The organism is Spirosoma profusum, from assembly GCF_014699005.1.
Taxonomy (GTDB): domain Bacteria; phylum Bacteroidota; class Bacteroidia; order Cytophagales; family Spirosomataceae; genus Spirosoma; species Spirosoma profusum.
In genome coordinates this window covers 143,324-163,602 of record NZ_JACWZY010000011.1, presented here as the reverse complement: position 1 = coordinate 163,602, position 20,279 = coordinate 143,324, and the positions used below count along the sequence as shown (strand labels likewise).

Annotated in this window: 9 protein-coding genes; 3 read left to right on the top strand and 6 right to left on the bottom strand. The window is 50.9% G+C overall.

Annotated features, from left to right (window positions below):
* The first annotated feature begins 165 nt into the window (after window positions 1–165).
* Window positions 166–8,403 carry a putative Ig domain-containing protein gene (locus tag IC229_RS15010; RefSeq protein ID WP_190887807.1) on the top strand — a complete coding sequence of 2,746 codons (8,238 nt, stop codon included), beginning with the start codon at window positions 166–168 and terminating at the stop codon, window positions 8,401–8,403.
* 170 nt (window positions 8,404–8,573) lie between these two features.
* On the opposite strand, the gene IC229_RS15005 is transcribed toward IC229_RS15010, so the two are convergent.
* The 6 genes from IC229_RS15005 to IC229_RS14980 all read right to left on the bottom strand — a co-directional run bounded on the left by IC229_RS15005 (window position 8,574) and on the right by IC229_RS14980 (window position 17,622).
* On the bottom strand, window positions 8,574–10,760 hold the full coding sequence (locus IC229_RS15005; protein ID WP_190887806.1) for a polysaccharide lyase family 8 super-sandwich domain-containing protein: 2,187 nt from the start codon (window positions 10,758–10,760) through the stop codon (window positions 8,574–8,576).
* A 203-nt stretch (window positions 10,761–10,963) separates the two neighbouring features.
* Entirely contained in the window at window positions 10,964–11,959 is a 996-nt protein-coding gene (locus IC229_RS15000; protein ID WP_190887805.1) for a DUF4466 family protein, read from the bottom strand.
* An 18-nt stretch (window positions 11,960–11,977) separates the two neighbouring features.
* Complete coding sequence (locus tag IC229_RS14995) at window positions 11,978–12,373, bottom strand: DUF5018 domain-containing protein (protein ID WP_190887804.1); 396 nt, start codon at window positions 12,371–12,373, stop codon at window positions 11,978–11,980.
* Window positions 12,374–12,392: 19 nt separating this feature from the next.
* Complete coding sequence (locus IC229_RS14990; RefSeq protein WP_190887803.1) at window positions 12,393–14,162, bottom strand: RagB/SusD family nutrient uptake outer membrane protein; 1,770 nt, start codon at window positions 14,160–14,162, stop codon at window positions 12,393–12,395.
* 26 nt (window positions 14,163–14,188) lie between these two features.
* On the bottom strand, window positions 14,189–17,317 hold the full coding sequence (locus IC229_RS14985) for a SusC/RagA family TonB-linked outer membrane protein (RefSeq protein WP_190887802.1): 3,129 nt from the start codon (window positions 17,315–17,317) through the stop codon (window positions 14,189–14,191).
* A gap of 41 nt (window positions 17,318–17,358) precedes the next feature.
* Window positions 17,359–17,622 (bottom strand): hypothetical protein, encoded by a 264-nt coding sequence (locus IC229_RS14980; protein ID WP_190887801.1) that lies wholly within the window; start codon window positions 17,620–17,622, stop codon window positions 17,359–17,361.
* A gap of 69 nt (window positions 17,623–17,691) precedes the next feature.
* Between IC229_RS14980 and IC229_RS14975 the strand changes: the two genes are divergently transcribed.
* Window positions 17,692–18,813 carry an alginate lyase family protein gene (locus tag IC229_RS14975; protein ID WP_190887800.1) on the top strand — a complete coding sequence of 374 codons (1,122 nt, stop codon included), beginning with the start codon at window positions 17,692–17,694 and terminating at the stop codon, window positions 18,811–18,813.
* 169 nt (window positions 18,814–18,982) lie between these two features.
* A complete protein-coding gene (locus IC229_RS14970; RefSeq protein WP_190887799.1) occupies window positions 18,983–20,197 on the top strand; it encodes a glycoside hydrolase family 88 protein in 1,215 nt (404 codons plus the stop codon).
* Window positions 20,198–20,279 lie beyond the last annotated feature (82 nt).

Genomic DNA, 20,279 nt, shown 5'->3' with positions numbered 1-20,279 from the left:
TTTTAACTAAGTTAGATATAATACTTGGAAAATGGTTAACCTGTTTCTAATATTGAAACGTTGAAATGTTCATGCATGTGATCGGATTAACTCCTTCTTAACTTATATATAATAATCAAATAATCGCATATTTTAACCAAATCAATTTAAAAAACTAAATGCATTATGCCAAGACAATCTACTCTTTTGTCCTTCTTGCTGCTCTGGCTAATTGGCGTTTCGGCAATGGCTCAAACTTACAATTACGCTAAACTCTTTGGAGCTGGTGGGGATGACCGGTCTTTTAGTGTTGCCAAAGATCAGTTCGGTAATACCTATGTAGCTGGTCATATTCGCGGTGATGTCAATTTTGGACCTGGTATTACATTGACAGGTGTCACGACCAATCATAATGGATTTATCTGTAAGTTAAACTCTTCTGGTACGGTTCAATGGGCTAGAAGACTTTCCAGTGGATCTACGAATTGGGTTAATTCAATTGCCGTAGATAATAATGGTAATGTCTACGCTACCGGTCCTTATAATGGTGCAACCAACTTTGGTAATGGTAATGTTAGTTCAACTGGTGGTCTATATGACATCTTCGTCCTCAAATATGATACAAACGGAGGTTTTGGCTGGGTAAAGACGTATGGTGGTGGTTATGGTACTGGAGCGACACGTACGGGGGAAGAAGGGAAAATAATTCAGGTAAATGGCGCAGGAACAGAAATTTACGTGACGGGCAGTTTTACCGGACTGGCAAACGGAATGGGTACCATTGATTTCGGTACTGGTCAACAATTTGCAAATCCTTTTTCGAATAATGACATTTTTGTACTCAAGTTAAACGCAGATGGAAGTTCAAACTGGGCAGGTACAATTGGTAATAATGGGGGCGAATCTGTTACAGGCCTTGCTTTGTCACCTGATGCTTCATCCGTTTATCTAACGGGAGGGTTTGTTGGGGCCGTCGATTTTGATATAACTTCTGGCGTAGCTAGCCTGACGAATACGGCTGTTAATCAGGTTTGTTTTGTCTTAAAATTGAATTCCAGTGGTGTTTACCAATGGGCGAAAGCTGCTGCCACTACAACTGGGTTTGTATCGGCCCCTTTAGGAAATGCTTTAGTAGCGACTAACACGGAAGTCTATGCTGGAGGAACTTTCCGGAATACGATGGATTTTAACCCAGGCCCAGGGGCAGCTTTAACCTCTGCGGGACAATCTGATATTTTCATCTGGAAGCTGGAATCTTCGGGTAATTTCGGTTGGGCGAAACGTATTGGCGGTGCAACTGGCGATGACGTAGGAGGTATTGCTTTGGACGCCAGTGGCAATATCTATCTAACCGGAAGTTTTAATGGCACAGTAGATTTTGATCCAGATCCGGCAACGTCAACCACTCTTGCATCAGCAGCAGGTACAGTAGCAGGTACTATTTCTAACGATGCCTATGCGCTTAAGTTAAGCTCAATTGGTTCGTTTGTAGGGGTTGTTAAGATCGGAGGGTCTGGATTCGACTATGGTAATGGTATTGTTCCCAAGAGTACTACGGAAGCGGTAGTTGTTGGAGCCGTTACGGGAGGGGTGCCAATTACGTTCTCCCCAACGAACACAACTACAGCAGCAGCAGATCGTGATGCTTTTTGGGCCAGTTATACATTTGCTGATCCGCCTTTACCCACTGTCATAACGGGGCAGCCTGCCTCGGCCAGCACCGTTTGCAACGGTCGTACTGTAAGCGTTTCTGTGCAGGCATCCGGTAGTGGTCCACTGACGTATCAATGGTATTTTGGTACTCCGGGGGATACGTCAAATCCTTTGGCAGGGGAGACGAACGCTACGTTATCACTGACGAACGTACAAGAGGAAGACGAAGGTATTTATTTTGTTCGCGTTACGGGTACCAATGGCTCTGCAGATTCGAATGGCTTTACATTGACTGTAGAAGCGCCACCCACCGTTACATTATCCGCCAGTAGTACGTTAAGTTGTGCTCAGACCAGTGTTACGTTGACGGCTGGTGGCGGTACTACGTATGCGTTCAGTGGTCCAGGCGTGGTGAGCCAGACGGGTAATCAGGCGGTGGTGAATATAGGCGGTACGTATTCGGTGACGGCCACCAGCGCCAATAGCTGCTCGGCTACTCAGACCACCCTGGTGGAGTCGAACACGGCTGCGCCCACGGTGACCCTGTCGTCCAGTGGTACGTTGGGCTGTGCTCAGACCAGTGTTACGTTAACGGCTGGCGGTGGTGCTACGTATGCGTTCAGTGGGCCGGGTGTGGTAAGCCAGACGGGTAATCAGGCCGAGGTGAGTGTAGGGGGAACATATTCAGTGACAGCTACCAGTGCTAACGGCTGCACGGCGACCCAGACCACGCTGGTGGAGTCGAATACGTCCGTTCCAACCGTTACGTTGACTTCGAGTGGTACGTTGAGCTGCACACAAACCAGTGTTACGTTGACGGCTGGTGGTGGCGCTACGTATGTATTTAGCGGTCCGGGTTCGATCACTCAGTCGGGTAGTCAGGCCGTGGTCAGTGTAGGGGGAACTTACTCGGTAACGGCTACCAGCGCCAACGGCTGTACAGCTACCCAGACTACTTTGGTGGAGTCTAATACGTCGGTTCCTACGGTAACCTTGTCCTCCAGCGGTACGTTGAGCTGCACCCAGACGAGTGTTACGTTGACGGCCGGTGGTGGTGCTACGTATGTATTTAGCGGTCCGGGTTCGATCACTCAATCGGACAATCAGGCCGTGGTCAGTGTGGGGGGGACCTACTCGGTGACAGCCACCAGTGCCAACGGCTGTACAGCTACCCAGACCACTTTGGTGGAGTCCAATACCGCAGTGCCGACCGTTACATTGTCGTCGAGTGGTACGTTAAGCTGCACCCAGACTAGTGTTACGTTGACCGCCGGTGGTGGTGCTACGTATGTATTTAGCGGCCCCGGTTCGATCAGTCAATCGGGCAATCAGGCTGTGGTGAGTGTGGGGGGTACCTACACAGTGACGGCCACCAGCGCCAATGGCTGTACGGCTACTCAGACTACCCTGGTGGAGTCGAACACGGCAGTGCCCACGGTGACCCTGTCGTCCAGTGGTACGTTAAGCTGCACCCAGACGAGCGTGACCTTGACAGCTGGCGGTGGTGCTACGTATGTGTTCAGTGGTCCGGGTTCAATCACTCAGTCGGGCAGTCAGGCCGTGGTCAGTGTGGGCGGTACCTACTCCGTAACGGCCACCAGTGCCAACGGCTGCACAGCTACCCAGACTACTTTGGTGGAGTCTAATACGTCGGTTCCCACCGTTACGTTAACTTCCAGTGGTACGTTGAGCTGCACCCAGACCAGCGTTACGTTAACGGCCGGTGGTGGTGCTACGTATGTATTTAGCGGTCCCGGCTCGGTGAACCAAACAGGCAATCAGGCCGTGGTCAGTGTGGGGGGAACCTACTCGGTAACGGCCACCAGTGCCAACGGCTGCACGGCTACCCAGACTACTTTGGTGGAGTCCAATACTTCAGTTCCCACCGTTACGTTAACTTCCAGCGGTACATTGAGCTGCACCCAGACCAGCGTTACGTTAACGGCTGGTGGTGGTGCTACGTATGTATTTAGCGGTCCCGGCTCGGTGAACCAAACAGGCAATCAGGCCGTGGTCAGTGTAGGGGGAACCTACTCGGTGACAGCCACCAGCGCTAACGGTTGCACAGCTACCCAGACTACTTTGGTGGAGTCTAATACGTCGGTTCCCACGGTGACCTTGTCCTCCAGCGGTACATTGAGCTGCACCCAGACCAGCGTTACGTTAACGGCTGGTGGTGGCGCTACGTATGTATTTAGCGGTCCGGGTTCGATCAGTCAATCGGGCAATCAGGCCGTAGTGAGTGTGGGGGGTACCTACACGGTGACGGCCACCAGTGCCAACGGCTGCACGGCTACCCAGACTACTTTGGTGGAATCTAACACCGCAGTGCCCACTGTTACGTTGACTTCCAGTGGTACGTTAAGCTGCACCCAGACGAGTGTGACCTTGACAGCCGGTGGTGGTGCTACATATAGTTTCGGTGGTCCAGGTGTGGTGAGCCAGTCAGGTAATCAGGCGGTGGTAAACGTAGGTGGTACGTATTCGGTGACGGCTACCAGCGCCAATGGCTGTTCTGCGGTTCAGACCACCACTGTCCAGTCCGAGACGGCAGTGCCCACCGTTACGTTAACTTCCAGTGGTACGTTGAGCTGCACTCAGACGAGTGTGACCTTGACAGCCGGTGGTGGTGCTACATATAGTTTCGGTGGTCCAGGTGTGGTGAGCCAGTCAGGTAATCAGGCGGTGGTAAACGTAGGTGGTGCGTATTCAGTGACGGCTACCAGCGCCAATGGCTGTTCTGCGGTTCAGACCACCACTGTCCAGTCCGAGACGGCAGTGCCCACCGTTACGTTAACTTCCAGTGGTACGTTGAGCTGCACCCAGACGAGTGTGACCTTGACAGCCGGTGGTGGTGCTACATATAGTTTCGGTGGTCCAGGTGTGGTGAGCCAGTCAGGTAATCAGGCGGTGGTAAACGTAGGTGGTGCGTATTCAGTGACGGCTACCAGCGCCAATGGCTGTTCTGCGGTTCAGACCACCACTGTCCAGTCCGAGACGGCAGTGCCCACCGTTACGTTAACTTCCAGTGGTACGTTGAGCTGCACCCAGACGAGTGTGACCTTGACAGCCGGTGGTGGTGCTACATATAGTTTCGGTGGTCCAGGTGTGGTGAGCCAGTCAGGTAATCAGGCGGTGGTAAACGTAGGTGGTGCGTATTCAGTGACGGCTACCAGCGCCAATGGCTGTTCTGCGGTTCAGACCACCACTGTCCAGTCCGAAACGGCAGTGCCCACGGTGACTTTGTCTTCGAGTGGTACATTAAGTTGTACACAGACCAGTGTAACGCTGACGGCCGGTGGTGGTACTACGTATGTGTTCAGTGGCCCAGGCGTAATGAGCCAATCAGGTAATCAAGCGGTGGTAAACGTGGGTGGTACGTATTCAGTGACGGCTACCAGCGCCAATGGCTGTTCTGCGGTTCAGACCACCACTGTCCAGTCGAATACTTCAGCTCCCACCGTAACGTTGACGGCTAGTAGTACGTTAGGCTGCGCGCAGACCAGTGTCACGCTGACGGCCGGGGGTGGTGCTACGTATGTGTTCAGTGGTCCAGGTGTGGTGAGCCAGTCAGGTAATCAAGCGGTAGTAAACGTGGGTGGTACGTATTCAGTGACGGCAACCAGTGCTAACGGCTGTTCCGCTGTTCAGACTACTTCTGTTCAATCCAGTACGTCAGCGCCCACGGTGACCTTGTCCGCCAGTGGTACGTTAAGCTGCACCCAGACGAGTGTAACCTTGACGGCTGGCGGTGGCGCTACGTATGTATTTAGCGGTCCGGGTTCGATCAGTCAATCGGGCAATCAGGCCGTGGTCAGTGTAGGGGGAACTTACTCCGTAACGGCCACCAGTGCCAACGGCTGTACAGCTACCCAGACTACTTTGGTGGAGTCCAATACGTCGGCGCCCACGGTGACCTTGACTTCCAGTGGTACGTTGAGCTGCAACCAGTCCAGCGTTACGTTGACGGCCGGTGGCGGTGCTACGTATGTGTTCAGTGGTCCGGGTGTGGTGAGCCAATCAGGTAATCAAGCGGTGGTCAATGCAGGTGGTACGTATTCGGTGACGGCTACCAGTGCTAACAGTTGTTCAGCGGTTCAGACCACTACGGTTCAGTCGAATACGTCAGTTCCCACCATAACGCTGACTTCCAGTGGTACGTTGAGCTGCAACCAGTCCAGCGTTACGTTGACGGCCGGTGGCGGTACTACGTATGTGTTCAGTGGTCCGGGTGTGGTGAGCCAATCAGGTAATCAAGCGGTGGTCAATGTGGGGGGTACGTATTCGGTAACGGCTACTAGTGCTAACGGTTGCTCAGTTGTTCAGACCACTACGGTTCAGTCGGATACGGCTTTGCCAACGGTTACGTTGACTTCCAGTGGTACGTTGAGCTGTGCACAGACCAGCGTCACACTCACAGCTACACCGGGCTTTACCAGCTACGTTTTCAGTGCAAGTGCTGTTCAGCAAGGAGGGCCTTCGGGAAACACCGCTACTGTTAATTCGTCAGGTAACTTCTCAGTGACTGCAACAGCCGCCAATGGCTGTAAGGCTGTTGCTTCTGTTCAGGTGAATCAGGATAACTCACTGCCATCAGTTAGCATAACAGCTACGCCTTCGTTGACTATTGCTCAAGGGCAGAGTGCTACGTTAACAGCCAGTGGAGCCACTACTTACCTGTGGAACAACAGCGCTAATACGCCTACCATCGTAGTCAATACGCCGGGGGTATATTCGGTGACGGGTACTACCGGCAGCTGTCAGGGAGTTGCCTCCGTTACGGTTGACCAAACCATTGCACCGTCTGGTCCTTTTGCCATTACGTCGGTGACAACCAACAACTGTCAGCAGATAGCGGCCAACCGTTACGTCATCAGTTTCACTCCGCAGTATGCAGGACTTAACGGCCAACCCGTAAGCTTCTCAGTACTCAACGAGTTGTTCCCTACTACGGCACCGGGCCCTTACACGCTGCAACTCTACACGGATAATTCGGTCATTGTCCTGAAAGCGCAGCAGACAGGAACACCTGGCGAAGCATCCTTCACCTACAACTGGTTAGCGGCTTGCAGCGGTGCTCAGCCTAACACGGCCCCACGGGTGAACCAACCGCTGGCCAATCAGACGGCTAAGGTAGGTGAGGCTTTTGGCTACACCATTCCCCAGTTGACCTTCACGGATAATGAGACACCGAATAGTCTGGTATTAAGTGTGACTGGGCTACCGGCGGGCTTAAACTTTACTCAGCCTAACCAGATTGGGGGCGTTCCTACTGCAACGGGTGTTAGCTCCGTAAGTGTGACGGCTACCGACCCAGGCGGACTGACAGTGAGCACGAGCTTCCAGCTAACGGTGGTGCAGCCTTCTTCGGTTAATACACCTCCTACGGTGGCCAACCCTGTAGCAAATCAGGTGGCTACTCAGGGCCAGCCCTTTAGCTTGAACGTGAGCCAAGTGTTCACCGATGCACAGACACCCAACGGGCTCGCGCTGACCAGCAGCGTCCTACCTATGGGATTAACTTTATCAGGGGGCGTGATTTCAGGTACACCTGCTGTAACGGGTACGACGGCGATTACCCTGACGGCTACTGATCCGGGAGGGCTAAATGCCAGCACCAGCTTCAACCTGACGGTACAACCCGTACCCAGTGGGACTAGCTTCGCTATCGTAGGGGTGAGTCCGATAAACTGTAACCAGATTTCGTCTAACCGCTACGCGATCAGTTTCACTCCGCAGTACAGCGGACTCAACGGGCAGCCGATCAGCTTCTCGGTGGTTAACGAGCTGGCTCCCACCACCGATGCGGGACCGTACTCCTTGCAGCTCTATAATGACAATCCGGTAATTGTCCTGAAGGCTAGTCAGCAGGGTACTCCCGGTGAAGTGAGTTATAGCTACAACTGGCTGGCGACCTGTGGTAACCCCATGCCCAATACATCGCCTAGGGTCAATCAACCTTTGACCAATCAGGTGGCCGTAGTAGGTCAGGGCTTTGGCTACACGATTCCACAGCTTACTTTCACCGATAACGAGACGCCCCAGAGCCTGGTGCTGAGTGTAAGCGGCTTACCAGCAGGAATGAATTTCAGTCAGCCGAATCAGATTGGTGGCGTGCCTACTCAACCTGGTGTAAGTACGGTAACGGTAACGGCTACCGATCCCGGCGGAATGAATGTGAGTGCTACGTTCCTGTTGACGGTGAACCCGGCCGGTACGCCTAGTGGCTTTGCTATCACCGGTGTGCAAACAGTGAGTTGCGTGAGTGTGAATGGTGGTCAGCGTGCGGTAACGTTCACTCCACAATACAGCGGAGTAGATGGTAGCCCGATCAGTTTCTCGGTCGTCAATGAACTGTTGCCTACCACTGCTTCAGGTCCTTACTCGCTGACGATATACACGGATAATCCGGTGCTCCGACTACGTGCTCAACAGGCTGGTGCTCAGGCAAGTTACGATTACAACTGGCTGGCCGCCTGTAACGCTCCGACCCGGCAGGGTGTAGCAGAAGCGGGTAAAAGCTTAGACGTTCGGGTGCTGGGCAACCCAGTGGAAGGCCCAACTATTGAGGTAGAAATACGAGGAGCTACAGGAGAACGTTTGCAGCTCCAACTGGTTACTACGCAGGGAAATCCCGTGACACAACAGTTGGTTGAATCGGCTCGTGAAACAGAGACGGTGCAGATGCCGGTACCGAGTGACGGAGGAATCTATTTCCTGAAGGTCAGTACTCCGCAGAAAAACAAAGTAGTTAAGCTATTACGGCGATAAAGTTGGTAAAAACGACTGCCGCCCTAGATACTGTAAAGTGTCTAGGGCGGCTTTTTAATTCATGAAAAAGTAGAATATTGTAATTGCCTAAAACTTTACATAGGTGCATTACCTATGTAAGGTTTTAGGCAAGTGCATTTTTTGTCATGTTGAAATAGTACACAGGTAATCTATTCAACCTTTATAGTAACGCTTTTCCCGGCATAGACGCCCTGAGGTAGATCAACAATACAGAGCGTACTATTTTTAATTTCATCGACTTCAGTACGGTAATTCTCACCCTTCGCCTTGTATTTACCAGTCACCGAAAATGAAATTTGGCTCAACTTTCTGGAGGGATCGGACAAGGTTAACTCGCTTAGTCGCCCTTCGTTCATTTTCAGCATGGCCATGCCTGGGCTGTCCAGGCTTACGGCTATGCCTTTCTCTACGTTTATGGCTCCTGCTTTGTAAAAGGCTAACTGAATAATCCCCAACTGGTTGTGCCTGACTACCTGTAGGTCAGGCGTATTGGAAAGAATGTCGATGGAACGGTTGGTGGCAGCAGTCTCAGCCACTTGCTGTTCTGTCACGGCAGGTACGACAATACACTGATAAGAAGCCCCATTTGGTTTGTTGCCGTGGTTGAACCACAGCGAGAAGACGTCTTCGCTAACTAGTTCATTACTAATGTTTTTTTGATCTGTAATATCCGACCAGCGCCCCGTTTCGGCCTGATTGGATACGTTGATGGTGGTTGGTTGGGGGAAGATATAGCCTATTCTATCGTGGTACACCCATTTCACCTTGTCGAGGGTTCGGCTGCCTTTTGGAACGCTTTTCTGCGCACCATCCTGCATCATGCGTACATCGCCATGCATTAAAACCTGATTGACGGTCGTGAATACAGGTAAATCAGAATTTGATTTAATCGCAGTGCCCAGACAAACGTACTCGTTATCGAAAAAAAACCATGATTTTTTGGCTTCCAGCGGATCGTGTGGGCTTTTAAAGTCAAAGACTACGGCACCGTATAAACCGTCGGTAACTGCTCCCACAAAATCGGTTAATCCAGCTTTCTGGATTTCATTGGGGCCGGGTAGCTGGGGCTTCTGTACAATGGTTGTCCCCGAAATTTTTTGCCAGTTGTATACAGGCCAGATATTGTGATACTCATCACCTTTGAGCATTAGGTAATTGGTGCCGTCGGCGCGGTGATGCGTGGTTTTGCCCGGTCCGTTATAAGGTTCTTCCATGTTTCGATTTCGCGTCGAAAACATACGTACCGTTGTGTAAAACTGAGGTCGTTGGACGACGAAATGTTCGCTTTGCCAAAAGAATTTAGCGAAGGAGGCTGAGGGCTTACTTTCGCCTTTACGTAGCCGGATGATTTCTTCCAGTTCTGCTTTTCTATAGTCTGTACTAACTAATACTCGCTCTATTTCAAGTGTGCTTTGCGGGTGAAACGTAGACTTTCCAGAGATGCTTCGGTTCTTGACACTAATATCTTCGTAAATGCCATAAACCATTTGTTTATAGATGCCATCCAGGTAATAATCAACCAGTTGATTTATTTTCTCTTTCGAGAATGCATACGTAGTACCTGCTACGTAGTACGACCAGTCGCCGTAAGCATTGGCGAATTTCCCGTAGCCATACGAGGACGTATTATTGACCCGGTCTACCCGATGGTGAAAACTATAATCGTGCTGTAACCCTCGCTCGCCCGTCGCGAATTTCATTTCGCCTTCGATGATTTGGATGATTTTATCAAACTCTTGATAATCACCCATAAAAAGCAGGTTTTTGGCCAAAATCCCGGCAATTACAATCCGGTCTCCACTTGGTCGAGCGCCCGACGCGTTCATGTTGGCCCGACCGATCATCGGCTGCGCTTTTGTGACTAGTTCTTTGGGAAGTTCCTCTCCGATGATCAGCATCAGATTTCCCAGATTAGTGGGGGTTGTAATCTGGTTATCATGCCAGTTGTCGCCCACAAAATCATGCTTCACCCAAAAGTCAAGACCGCTGATGATACGTTCCTTGAGCTGTTTGTTCTGGTAATATTTCGACGATTTGCTTTTGTACGCTTTGGCCAGATAAACTAGATCCTGCGTATGCCTACCGTGTGGAAAACCGGCTGTTCGGCTGAGGTCTTCGTAGTTTATACCCTGGAAACTGCCGTCATTATTCATCCTAGCGAGAATACTTTCCACCTGACTATCACTGATTTTTGTAGCCATTAGGTCGGCCACAATCCGCTCTTTGATGATTTTAACATCGTTCAAGGCTTGACTACTGGTATTCGTCGATTGGGCCAACGTATTAATACCAATCAATAGCAATGCTATGAGTCTGTAAATGGACTGTTTACTCATTTGAAGTTGCTCAGCTTAACGTGAGTTATATTTATGTAGTAATTAATTCATTGATCTACAGTGTATTGCTGGCGCTTAGGGCTTCGACAGGCTCAGCCTGACAGGTAACTTGAATCCATTAAATCAAGTTACCTGTCAGGCTGAGCCTGTCGAAGCCCTAAGCGCCAGCAATACGTTAACTTACTTTTTCTGTAAGTCAAAAATCAATTTAACTTCAATCGCTTAATGCTGATCGTCATTGATTTAGCTGTATTATTCACTGAATTGACGTAGACATAAGCCGCATACGCACCATCCGCTGTTTTGACAAACGCGCCCTGATCGGCGGTGAGTCCGTAGGCAAAATCGGCGGCATTGGGGAAGGTGGTTTGTTGCAGGTCGATGTCGTCAATATAAACGTCGAAACCGGTGGTGTTACGTAGTTGCGCATCTTTCACATCCACGCGCTTGTCGATGAGCGTGCGCGGTTTTGCCAGCCCGGTTGGCAGTGTTACGTCTTTCAGATAATCAGCGTTGGAAGGGGCCACCAGCGCGTGTCCGAAAGCGAAATTGCCAGTGCCGAGAGTAGCCCGGTAGATGTAAATAAAGTCGATTTTGTTCGCCAGATTGTTCTGCTCGACCTCCGCTTTCGTGTACACGGCCATGTCGGCAATCGATACGTACGCTTTTGCCCCATCGACCAGCGCCAGCGACCGTTTCATGTCCATGCGGCTAACTCGATAAGCAGGCGACTGAAAGCTAACTTCTTTACCCGTTGAGGACGTTCCGCTGAATCGGAACGTAACGTCTTTACCTTTAGCTTCCTCAGTGGGGTAGTAATAATAACGTAGCGTTACCGCTTTGTTGGTTGCTACGTCGATAATATTGGCCGTTGACGTGGCTCCATTCGTGATGGTATCGGCGGCCGTTTGAACCGGCTGATCGACACCCGTGTTGCGGTTGGTAAACCAGGAAAAACGGGTAAATCCGGTGCCGGTTCCGCCAACGATGGATGCTTCCGCCTTAACATTTTTCAGGTCACCTTCGGTAGTGCCGATGGCATAGGCAAACTCGATTCGGTCACCAACTACGGCGGGGCCGGTCGTTTTCTTTAGCAAATCATTTCGAAGTGCTTCAGGTGCTACGTCTTTGGTTTTGCAGCTCAGCGTCAGAAAAATAAGCCCAAAAACCGGCAGAACGCTACGTGTTATCGTTTTCATAGTGAACAGGTTAGGGGATTATTTCTGAACGGTTACGGTGACAGTGTACGTTTTACGAACCAGCCGATTTCCCGATACAACGGTGTATTTCTGGGGCTGGCTATAATCCGTCCAGATGCCCATAGTTGGTTCGACAATTGCATCCGTTACGACACTGCAATAAGGTTTCAGCCGCAGCATATTAGTGCCATACCGGGCTACAGCCGTAACAGTCATGGCGGTGGTATCGATTACCGTCTGACCGCTCACTAATACCGTGCGGTGGTCAGAACCGAGCAGATCGAAAAACGTCATGAAGCATTGCGACCGGCCCGTAATCAGCAAACCGTTTTCGTCAATCGGGTCTTTGCTGCACGACAGCAGGGCCACTAAAGTCAGTAACCCGAAAAATTTATGGAGGATTGAGGATTTCATAGTTTTAGTCATTTCCTGCTTATAACCAGGGTTCATTCTGAACGATTTTCGCGTTTACTTCGATTTCGCTGGTTGGAATCTGGAAGATGTAATAACGCTGGTAATTCCGATCAGGAGCGTTTACAAATTCGTCGCGGATGCGGGTGCCCTGCGAGTCGTAAAGAACCTGGCCCCCAGGTGCGGGCCAGATTTCTTCCGCTTTGTGCCACCGCCGGATGTCGAAGAAACGATGCCCTTCGCCAACCAGCTCTACTATCCGTTCTTGTTCAATGGCTTTGAAAAAATCGGCTTTCGTCGAAAACTTAGTGTTCACCAGCGCGGGTAAATTACCCCGACGACGGATGCGGTTGAGCAGGGTAAATAATTCGGCTGTAGGGCCCCCATTCACTTCGTTAACCGCTTCAGCATACATCAGCCAGACGTCGGGCAGGCGCATCATGTAAATGTCCTGCGGCCCGTCGCTACGTCCAATGCCACCCGTTTGCCGTACCCATTTCCGGAAAATATAGCCCGCTGGTGCGCCATCGTAATTGATATACGTAACACCATCGCGGCTGCCGAACCGGTACGGAATGCTATCCTGAACGGTCAGGCCATCAGTCGAGAGACGTAGCATTTTTTGCTCATCCCAAAGCATGGTGGCCCGCATCCGGTAATCTCGACCGACGTAGGATCTTGGGTTTGTAGCACTGTTAACCAGAGTCGTGGTGCGAGATAAAACGAGCGGGGTTGCAAAATCGCCGGTGCTCAGCAGTTGATACCGATTTGCCAGGCGATACGTTGGGGCTACCCAGCATTGCGCGTTGCCCGTGTTACGTGTGCCAAAGTCGCGCATGAGTTCCTCGCCCTGACTCAGTAACGGCCCGCCAAACTGAACTGAGAAGAGGATTTCGGGGTCGTATTCGTTGAAATACTGGAACAGGTGCCAGTAGTTCGGGTTGTCGGCCGGGCCGGGTTCGCCACCACGGAAAAGTGGAATGTTTTTGTCGATAATCTTCTTGAAATCGGCGGCTGCGGCTGTGTAATGTTTCTGAGCATCAGCACCATTACCGGCCGTTTTCATCCAGCAGGCCCAATATAGATTCACTTTGCCGCTAAACGCCCAGGCTGCCAGTTTCGAAGCCCGACCGAGGTTGTCGCCCGTGTAGGTTTCGGGTAATACGTTGGCCGCATAACTCAAATCAGCCAGAATCGAATCTTTCACGACTGCACGGGGTGTCCGCGACAACGTGTAGGCTTCCGGATTTCCTTCCAGCTTTTTGTTGAAAAACGGTACGTCGCCCCATAAGTCGATGAGTCGGAAGTAGTTGAGCGCGCGCAAAAAACGAACCTCACCAACAAGCCGGTTCATCAGTGCTACGTCGGCGGGGGCTTTCGCAGTGGCACGTAGCGTACCGATGTTTTCCAGCACGTAATTGGCCCGGTTGATGGTCCGGAAACAGTCGGCCCACAGAAAACTGAAGGTGCCGGTGTTGGCCGGTGTTCCGTTTGCTCCGATGAATGGGCCGGTAGCAGACCCAATCGGTCCGGGGTTAAACGTGCCCTGGTTGTTGCTGGTGCCGCGTGTGTGAACAAATTCGCCAGCCCCATCGAAATAGTAATCCCGGTCGAACGTAGTTCGGTTTGCGTCGTACACGCCGTTGACGGCAAAAAGGGCATCGTCGGTCGTTTTCCAGAATAAATCCGACGAAAGCTGCGTCGTAGGTACCTGATCGAGCAAATCTTCGGTACAGGCGGCTGCAAAAATCGTTAGACCCAGCAGCAGATATAGTTTAAAGAGTTTTTTCATGAGTGAAAGCCCAAAATCAGGATGGATTAAAAGCTTAGGTTAAGGCCGAAAGAGTACGATTTGAGCAGCGGAAATGGGTCGTCGTTATTCTCGGCATCCTGCACGCTGGTACTTTTCTCAGGATCGACGCCCCGATATTTCGTGAATGTGAGCAGGTTTTCTGCCGTGAAATAGATACGTAACCGACTCGCTCCCACGCGGCTCAGGAATTTGCTCGGAATGTTATACCCGGCCTGAATATTTTTGAGCCGCAGGTAGCTGAAATCATCCAGCCAGAAAGTTGACTCACCCTGGTTGTTGCCTCCCGATCCGCTGTTTAAACGCGGTAATGAAGCCGTGCGGTTATCCAGCGTCCAGGTGTCGTACCAGTGAAAATCCTGGAAGGCATTCCGGGTCGATGGTACGTTTACCTGGTTGAACGGTTCCAGCCAGTAATCTTTACGTCCAGTGGCAGCCTGCCAGAGAATGCTTATGTCGAAGCCACGCCAGTTGCCGAACAGATTCAGGCCGTAAGTAGCCAGCGGTTGGTCGCGATTGTATTGCGGTTGTGCCAAACGGTCTTCATCGGTAATCTGACCGTCTCCATTTAAATCTTTGTAGAGAATATCACCCGGCGAAAAATATTGTCCCTGAAACGGTGCGTTGGCAATATCTTCCCAACTCTGAGCGATTCCCGTCGATACGCGGCTGTAGGCGAAGTGATAGGGGAGGTTCAGGTACGTAAAGCCCTTGCCCAGAAACTCGTTCCACTCCAGCAATTTGTTCTTGTTGTAAGCGAAGTTCAACGTAGCACCCACGTTGGCGTCGCGCACTTTGGCACGATACGTCAGATTGAGTTCCATGCCCCGATTCTGAAGTTTGCCGATGTTGACGCGCGGAGCATTGTAACCTGACAGAAACGACGACAGCGACGACGGACGTATCATTCCAGTGGTCAGCTTGTTGTAAAAATCAAGTTCGCTTGTCAACCGACCGCCGAAGAATGCGAGATCCAGCCCGAGGTTCGTTACGTTGGTTTCCTCCCAGGAGAAGTCTTCGTTAATGATTTTGGCCGAACTGAACCCTTTCACAATCTTCCCGTTGAGAATGTAGTTTGTCAGGTTGAAGATATCGCGCTGCTCATAGCGACCTACGCCCGAGTTGTTCCCCAGTTTCCCAATCGAAGCTCGCAGTTTACCCGACGATACAACTGAAGAGAATTTCTTGAAAAATGACTCTTCGGAGAATCGCCAGCCCGCCGAAGCGGAAGGGAAGAAGCCATACTGGAAACCCGGCAGGAACTTACTAGACCCATCATAGCGCGCGTTGACTTCAAACAAGTATTTGTCGTTCACTACGTAGTTGATACGGCCAATTGCCGACCGCAAACCTTCCGCATCGGAGTTACCTCCAGCGGCCTGAGTCGTCGTCAAGGCTGCGTCGATTTCGCTCAGAAGCGGGTTAATCCGGTCCTGACGGCTGGCGGACAGGTTCCGGTTGAACCAGTATTCTTCGGTATAGGCGGCTAATAAACTGAGTTGGTGGTTGCCAAACAGGGTTTTGTTATACGTAGCACGGCCCTGAAGCAGTGTTTTGTAGCCCTGATTGGTGCTGTTACTAACACCAGCGCTGGCGGCCACTACGTTCCGTGAAATCAGGCCGGTCTGGAAATTCCACTCGTCGGTTGGGTCGGAGTAACTTTTGGTAAACTGGTTGTAATAACGTAGCCCGTAGTCACCACGTAGCGTCAGGCCGTCGATGGGCGTCCATTCGCTGTACAGGTTGGCGTTGATTTCCTGTCGATCGCGGAAGTTGTGGTTGATCTCGAACAGCGAGAGCATATTCCGGGCAAATGCATCCTCGCCATAAGCCATGATGCCGCCATATTGGCCGGTATTCGGATTTTGCGGAAGAATGCCCGCAACAGCGTAGCGAATGTCATAACCCGCGGTACCGGTGTACGTAATCAACCCCTCAGAGTTGGCGAACTTCTGCTTCGACCATTGGCCATCCATCCGAATACCGACTTTGAGGTTGTCGCGAACTTTGTAATCCAGGTTGAAACGCGTGTTGTAGCGCTTATAATCGTGCTCGATCAACACGCCCAATTCGTCGTAAATACCCGCTGAGAGGTAGAAATTCATTTTGTCGTTGCCACCCGCAGCCGATATATTGTGCGTCTGAATACGCCCATTATCGCGCAGAATCGTTTTCCACCAGTCGGTATTTGGGTAGTTAATTGGATCGACCAGACCTTTGGAAAGCCATTCTTCGATGGTGCCATACCGATACGTTGTCGAAGAAGCACCAGCCCCCGAAGCGCGCAAATGCATCGTCAGCGAACGCGGATAATCGGCGAAATAATTGTAGAAATTGGTCGGTTGCGAGAGGCCATACGTACCAGTGTACGTAATCTGCGCTTTCTTGTTCTGCGAACCGTTTTTGGTCGTAATCAGCACCACACCGTTGGATGCCCGCGAGCCATAAACCGATGCCGAAGCCGCATCTTTCAGCACCGAAATACTTGCTACGTCGTTCATATCGATCCGGTTGATGTCCACGTCGGGCATCCCATCCACCACAATCAGTGGCCCCGCATTGTTCACCGTACCTAACCCCCGAATAATCAGCGCGGCCCCGGAGCGCCCCGCCTGACCAGTCGATTGCTGCACCGATAGCCCCGGCACCAGCCCGGATAATCCCGACGATACGTTGGCAATGGCGCGACTTGAGATTTTGTCGTCGATGGTGATAGCGGCCACAGCTCCGGTCAGGTTTTCTTTTTTCTGTGTACCATAACCGACCACAACGACCTCGTTCAGAATTTTTACGTCGGGCGCCATCGTTACGTCGAGCGTGGTTTCGCTCGTTACATTCACTTCCTGCCCTAGGTAGCCAATTGCCGATACCACTAACGTACCGCCACCAGTTGGGATATTGATTGTGAATTTGCCGTCGGCGTCGGACGTAGTACCGGTTTTGGCATCGTTTTTCAATACCACAGTCGCGCCGGGGAGACCAGCGCCTTTTTCGTCGAGCACCCGACCGGAAAAGCGGTACGTTGGTCGCGCCTGTCCACTCGCCTGAGCCAGCACATGGCCCCCTGCCAGCAGGACGATTGCCAGCCAGCCAAAAAGTGTCCAGTTAAGAAATTTGGTTAATAAACGTTTACACATAGCAATAAAGGGTTGGTTAACTATTGCCCGATGAAGCAATATTAATTGCCATGTGAATAAAAAATAACGGAATAATCTAAATTGAACGCTTCGTCCACCCCTTTGAACGTTCTTTCACCTGCCTGAACGGTTTGTCCTCCTTTTTGAGCAATTGCTATAACCATGCAGAGATCGCCTGTCCCTAAACTTGCATTGATAAATAGTAACAGATCGGAACGGGTGAAAAAAGACAGATTTACACTAACATTGGCTGAAGCTGGGTCGCTTATGCTGCTCATCACACTGCTCGTTTTTCTTCTCTCCATTTTACTCTAATGATACGTCTAGCCCTATATCGATACCTTTTGATCGTCGCTCTCTGCCAATTGGTAGTTATGAAAGTAACTGGTCAATCGCCCAAACGGGATGCCGTAGTTACTACGTTAGAGCCGCATATTCTGGCCGAAGCGCGATGGGCGATGCAGCAGCAACCCATTACTGTAACCGCGCAGACATCGGTACGTAGTACGGGTGGCAAACACGATTTCTTTTCCGAAGGCGATTACTGGTGGCCCGATTCGACCAACCTACAGGGACCATACATCCAGCGGGATGGCATGACTAATCCCGATAATTTTGTCGCGCACCGGCAGGCCATGATACGTTTCAGCCGCATTGTGGGAAGTCTGGCGTCGGCATACGTACTAACTCACGATGAACGCTACGTTCGGCAGGCGTTCCAGCACCTCAAGGCCTGGTTTGTAGACGCCGATACGCGAATGAATCCATCTCTGCTGTACGCACAGGCGATCAAAGGACGATTTACAGGACGTGGCATCGGCATTATCGATACGATTCATCTGATGGAAGCAGCGCAGGCCGTTCAGGTTATGGAAAGTGCCAAATCAGTTGATAAAAAGGCTGTGGTTGCTATAAAACGATGGTTTGCCGATTACCTGACCTGGCTGACCACGCATCCGTACGGGCGCGATGAGATGAATGCCAAAAATAACCACGGTACGTGCTGGGTCATGCAGGTGGCCGCCTTCGCCCGGCTGACGGGAAATGATACGTTGATGACGTTCTGTCGAAATCGCTACAAGAACGTATTGTTACCCGATCAGATGGCCGCCGACGGGAGTTTCCCACAGGAACTGCGTCGGACCAAGCCCTACGGCTATTCGCTCTTCAACCTCGATGCCATGACCACCATCTGTCAGATTCTGTCAACGCCCACTGACAACCTCTGGACGTATCAAACATCCGACGGACGTAACATCCGAACGGGCGTTACGTATCTATATCCGTTTGTTGATAATAAAGCAAAATGGCCACTGAAGCCTGATATCATGTACTGGAATGATTGGCCGGTAGCCCATCCGTTCCTGGTATTTGGCGCGCTGGCCTATGGGCAAAACGAGTGGTTCACTACGTGGAAACGGCTAGATCATGACCCACAGGTAGAGGAGGTGCTACGTAATTTGCCCATTCGCAATCCAGTTATCTGGCTGAATTAATTTACGCAGAAGCGCTTTCTTGTCATGCTGGCTTTTGTCATTCTGAGGAACGAAGAATCTTAAGGTATCCTCACCTGAGCGTTAGGAGGATATAAGATTCTTCGTTCCTCAGAATGACAAAAAAGTATGACAAAAAGCACCTGTTTTTCATCCCTAATCAACCTACCTTATGCAAATCGTTAAAACTGCATTCATACTACTGATTCTCTCGGTCTTTTCAATAAGCTTTGTGCCTAATTCGCTGATTGAAAATCTGTTCAAACGCGCCGAGCAACAAACGAAGCTTTTGCTGACGGACGTAGCAGCGGCCAGTCAGGCGACATCAGATAAAAAACCGGTGCCGGTATCGCCCCGATCGTTAAATGCCAATGGAACGCTCCAACTAGTGTCCGCCCGCGACTGGACAAGCGGTTTTTTCGCTGGCGAATTGTGGTTTCTTTATCAGTATACGGGCCAAAAAAGCTGGGCTGAGCAGGCAAAACAATCCATGGCAAAGCTCGAAAACGAGAAGATGAATGCCACTACCCACGACATGGGTTTTAAACTCTATTGTAGTTATGGCAATGGCTATCGACTGACGCGCGACAATATGTATCGGGATGTCATCATTCAGGGAGCCAAAACCCTGATTAAGCGTTTCAAACCGGCTGCGGGCATTATCCGCTCGTGGGATCATCATAAAGATCAGTGGCAATGTCCGGTTATTATAGACAATCTGATGAATCTGGAACTGCTCTTTGCCGCTACCCAACTGACCGGCGACTCAACGTATTACAAGATCGCTGTTTCGCACGCTCGCACGACGATGAAAAACCATTACCGGCCCGATAATAGCTCCTTTCACGTAGTGGATTACGATACGTTAACGGGCAAAGTTTTGAAGAAAAATACGCACCAGGGCTACAATGACGAGTCGGCATGGGCGCGGGGACAAGCCTGGGGATTGTATGGCTACACGCTCTGCTACCGCGAAACTCGTGACCCGCAATTTCTGAAACATGCGGAAGCCGTCGCTAAATTCTTACTCAACCATCCGCACATGCCCGCTGACCTGGTTCCTTATTATGATTTCGATGCGCCAGGCATTCCCAACGAGCCGCGCGACGTATCGGCCGCTACGATTATGGCATCTGGATTATACGAGTTGAGTACATACAGTGCAAATGGCGCTCATTATCGTCAGAAGGCTGATCAGGTTATTGCTAATCTGGCTAAGAATTATTTGGCACCGGTAGGGCAGAGTCACGGATTTTTACTGTTGCACAGCACAGGGTCAAAACCGCAGAACAGCGAAGTAGACGTTCCAATTATCTACGCCGATTATTATTTCCTGGAAGCACTGTTGCGGGCTAAAAAGCTAAACGAAAAAAAGAAGTTGTTTTAAATGTTGTAACGCAGAGATGCACAGAGACACACGGAGATACACAGAGAAATTCCAGATAAATCTCTGTGTATCTCTGCGTCCC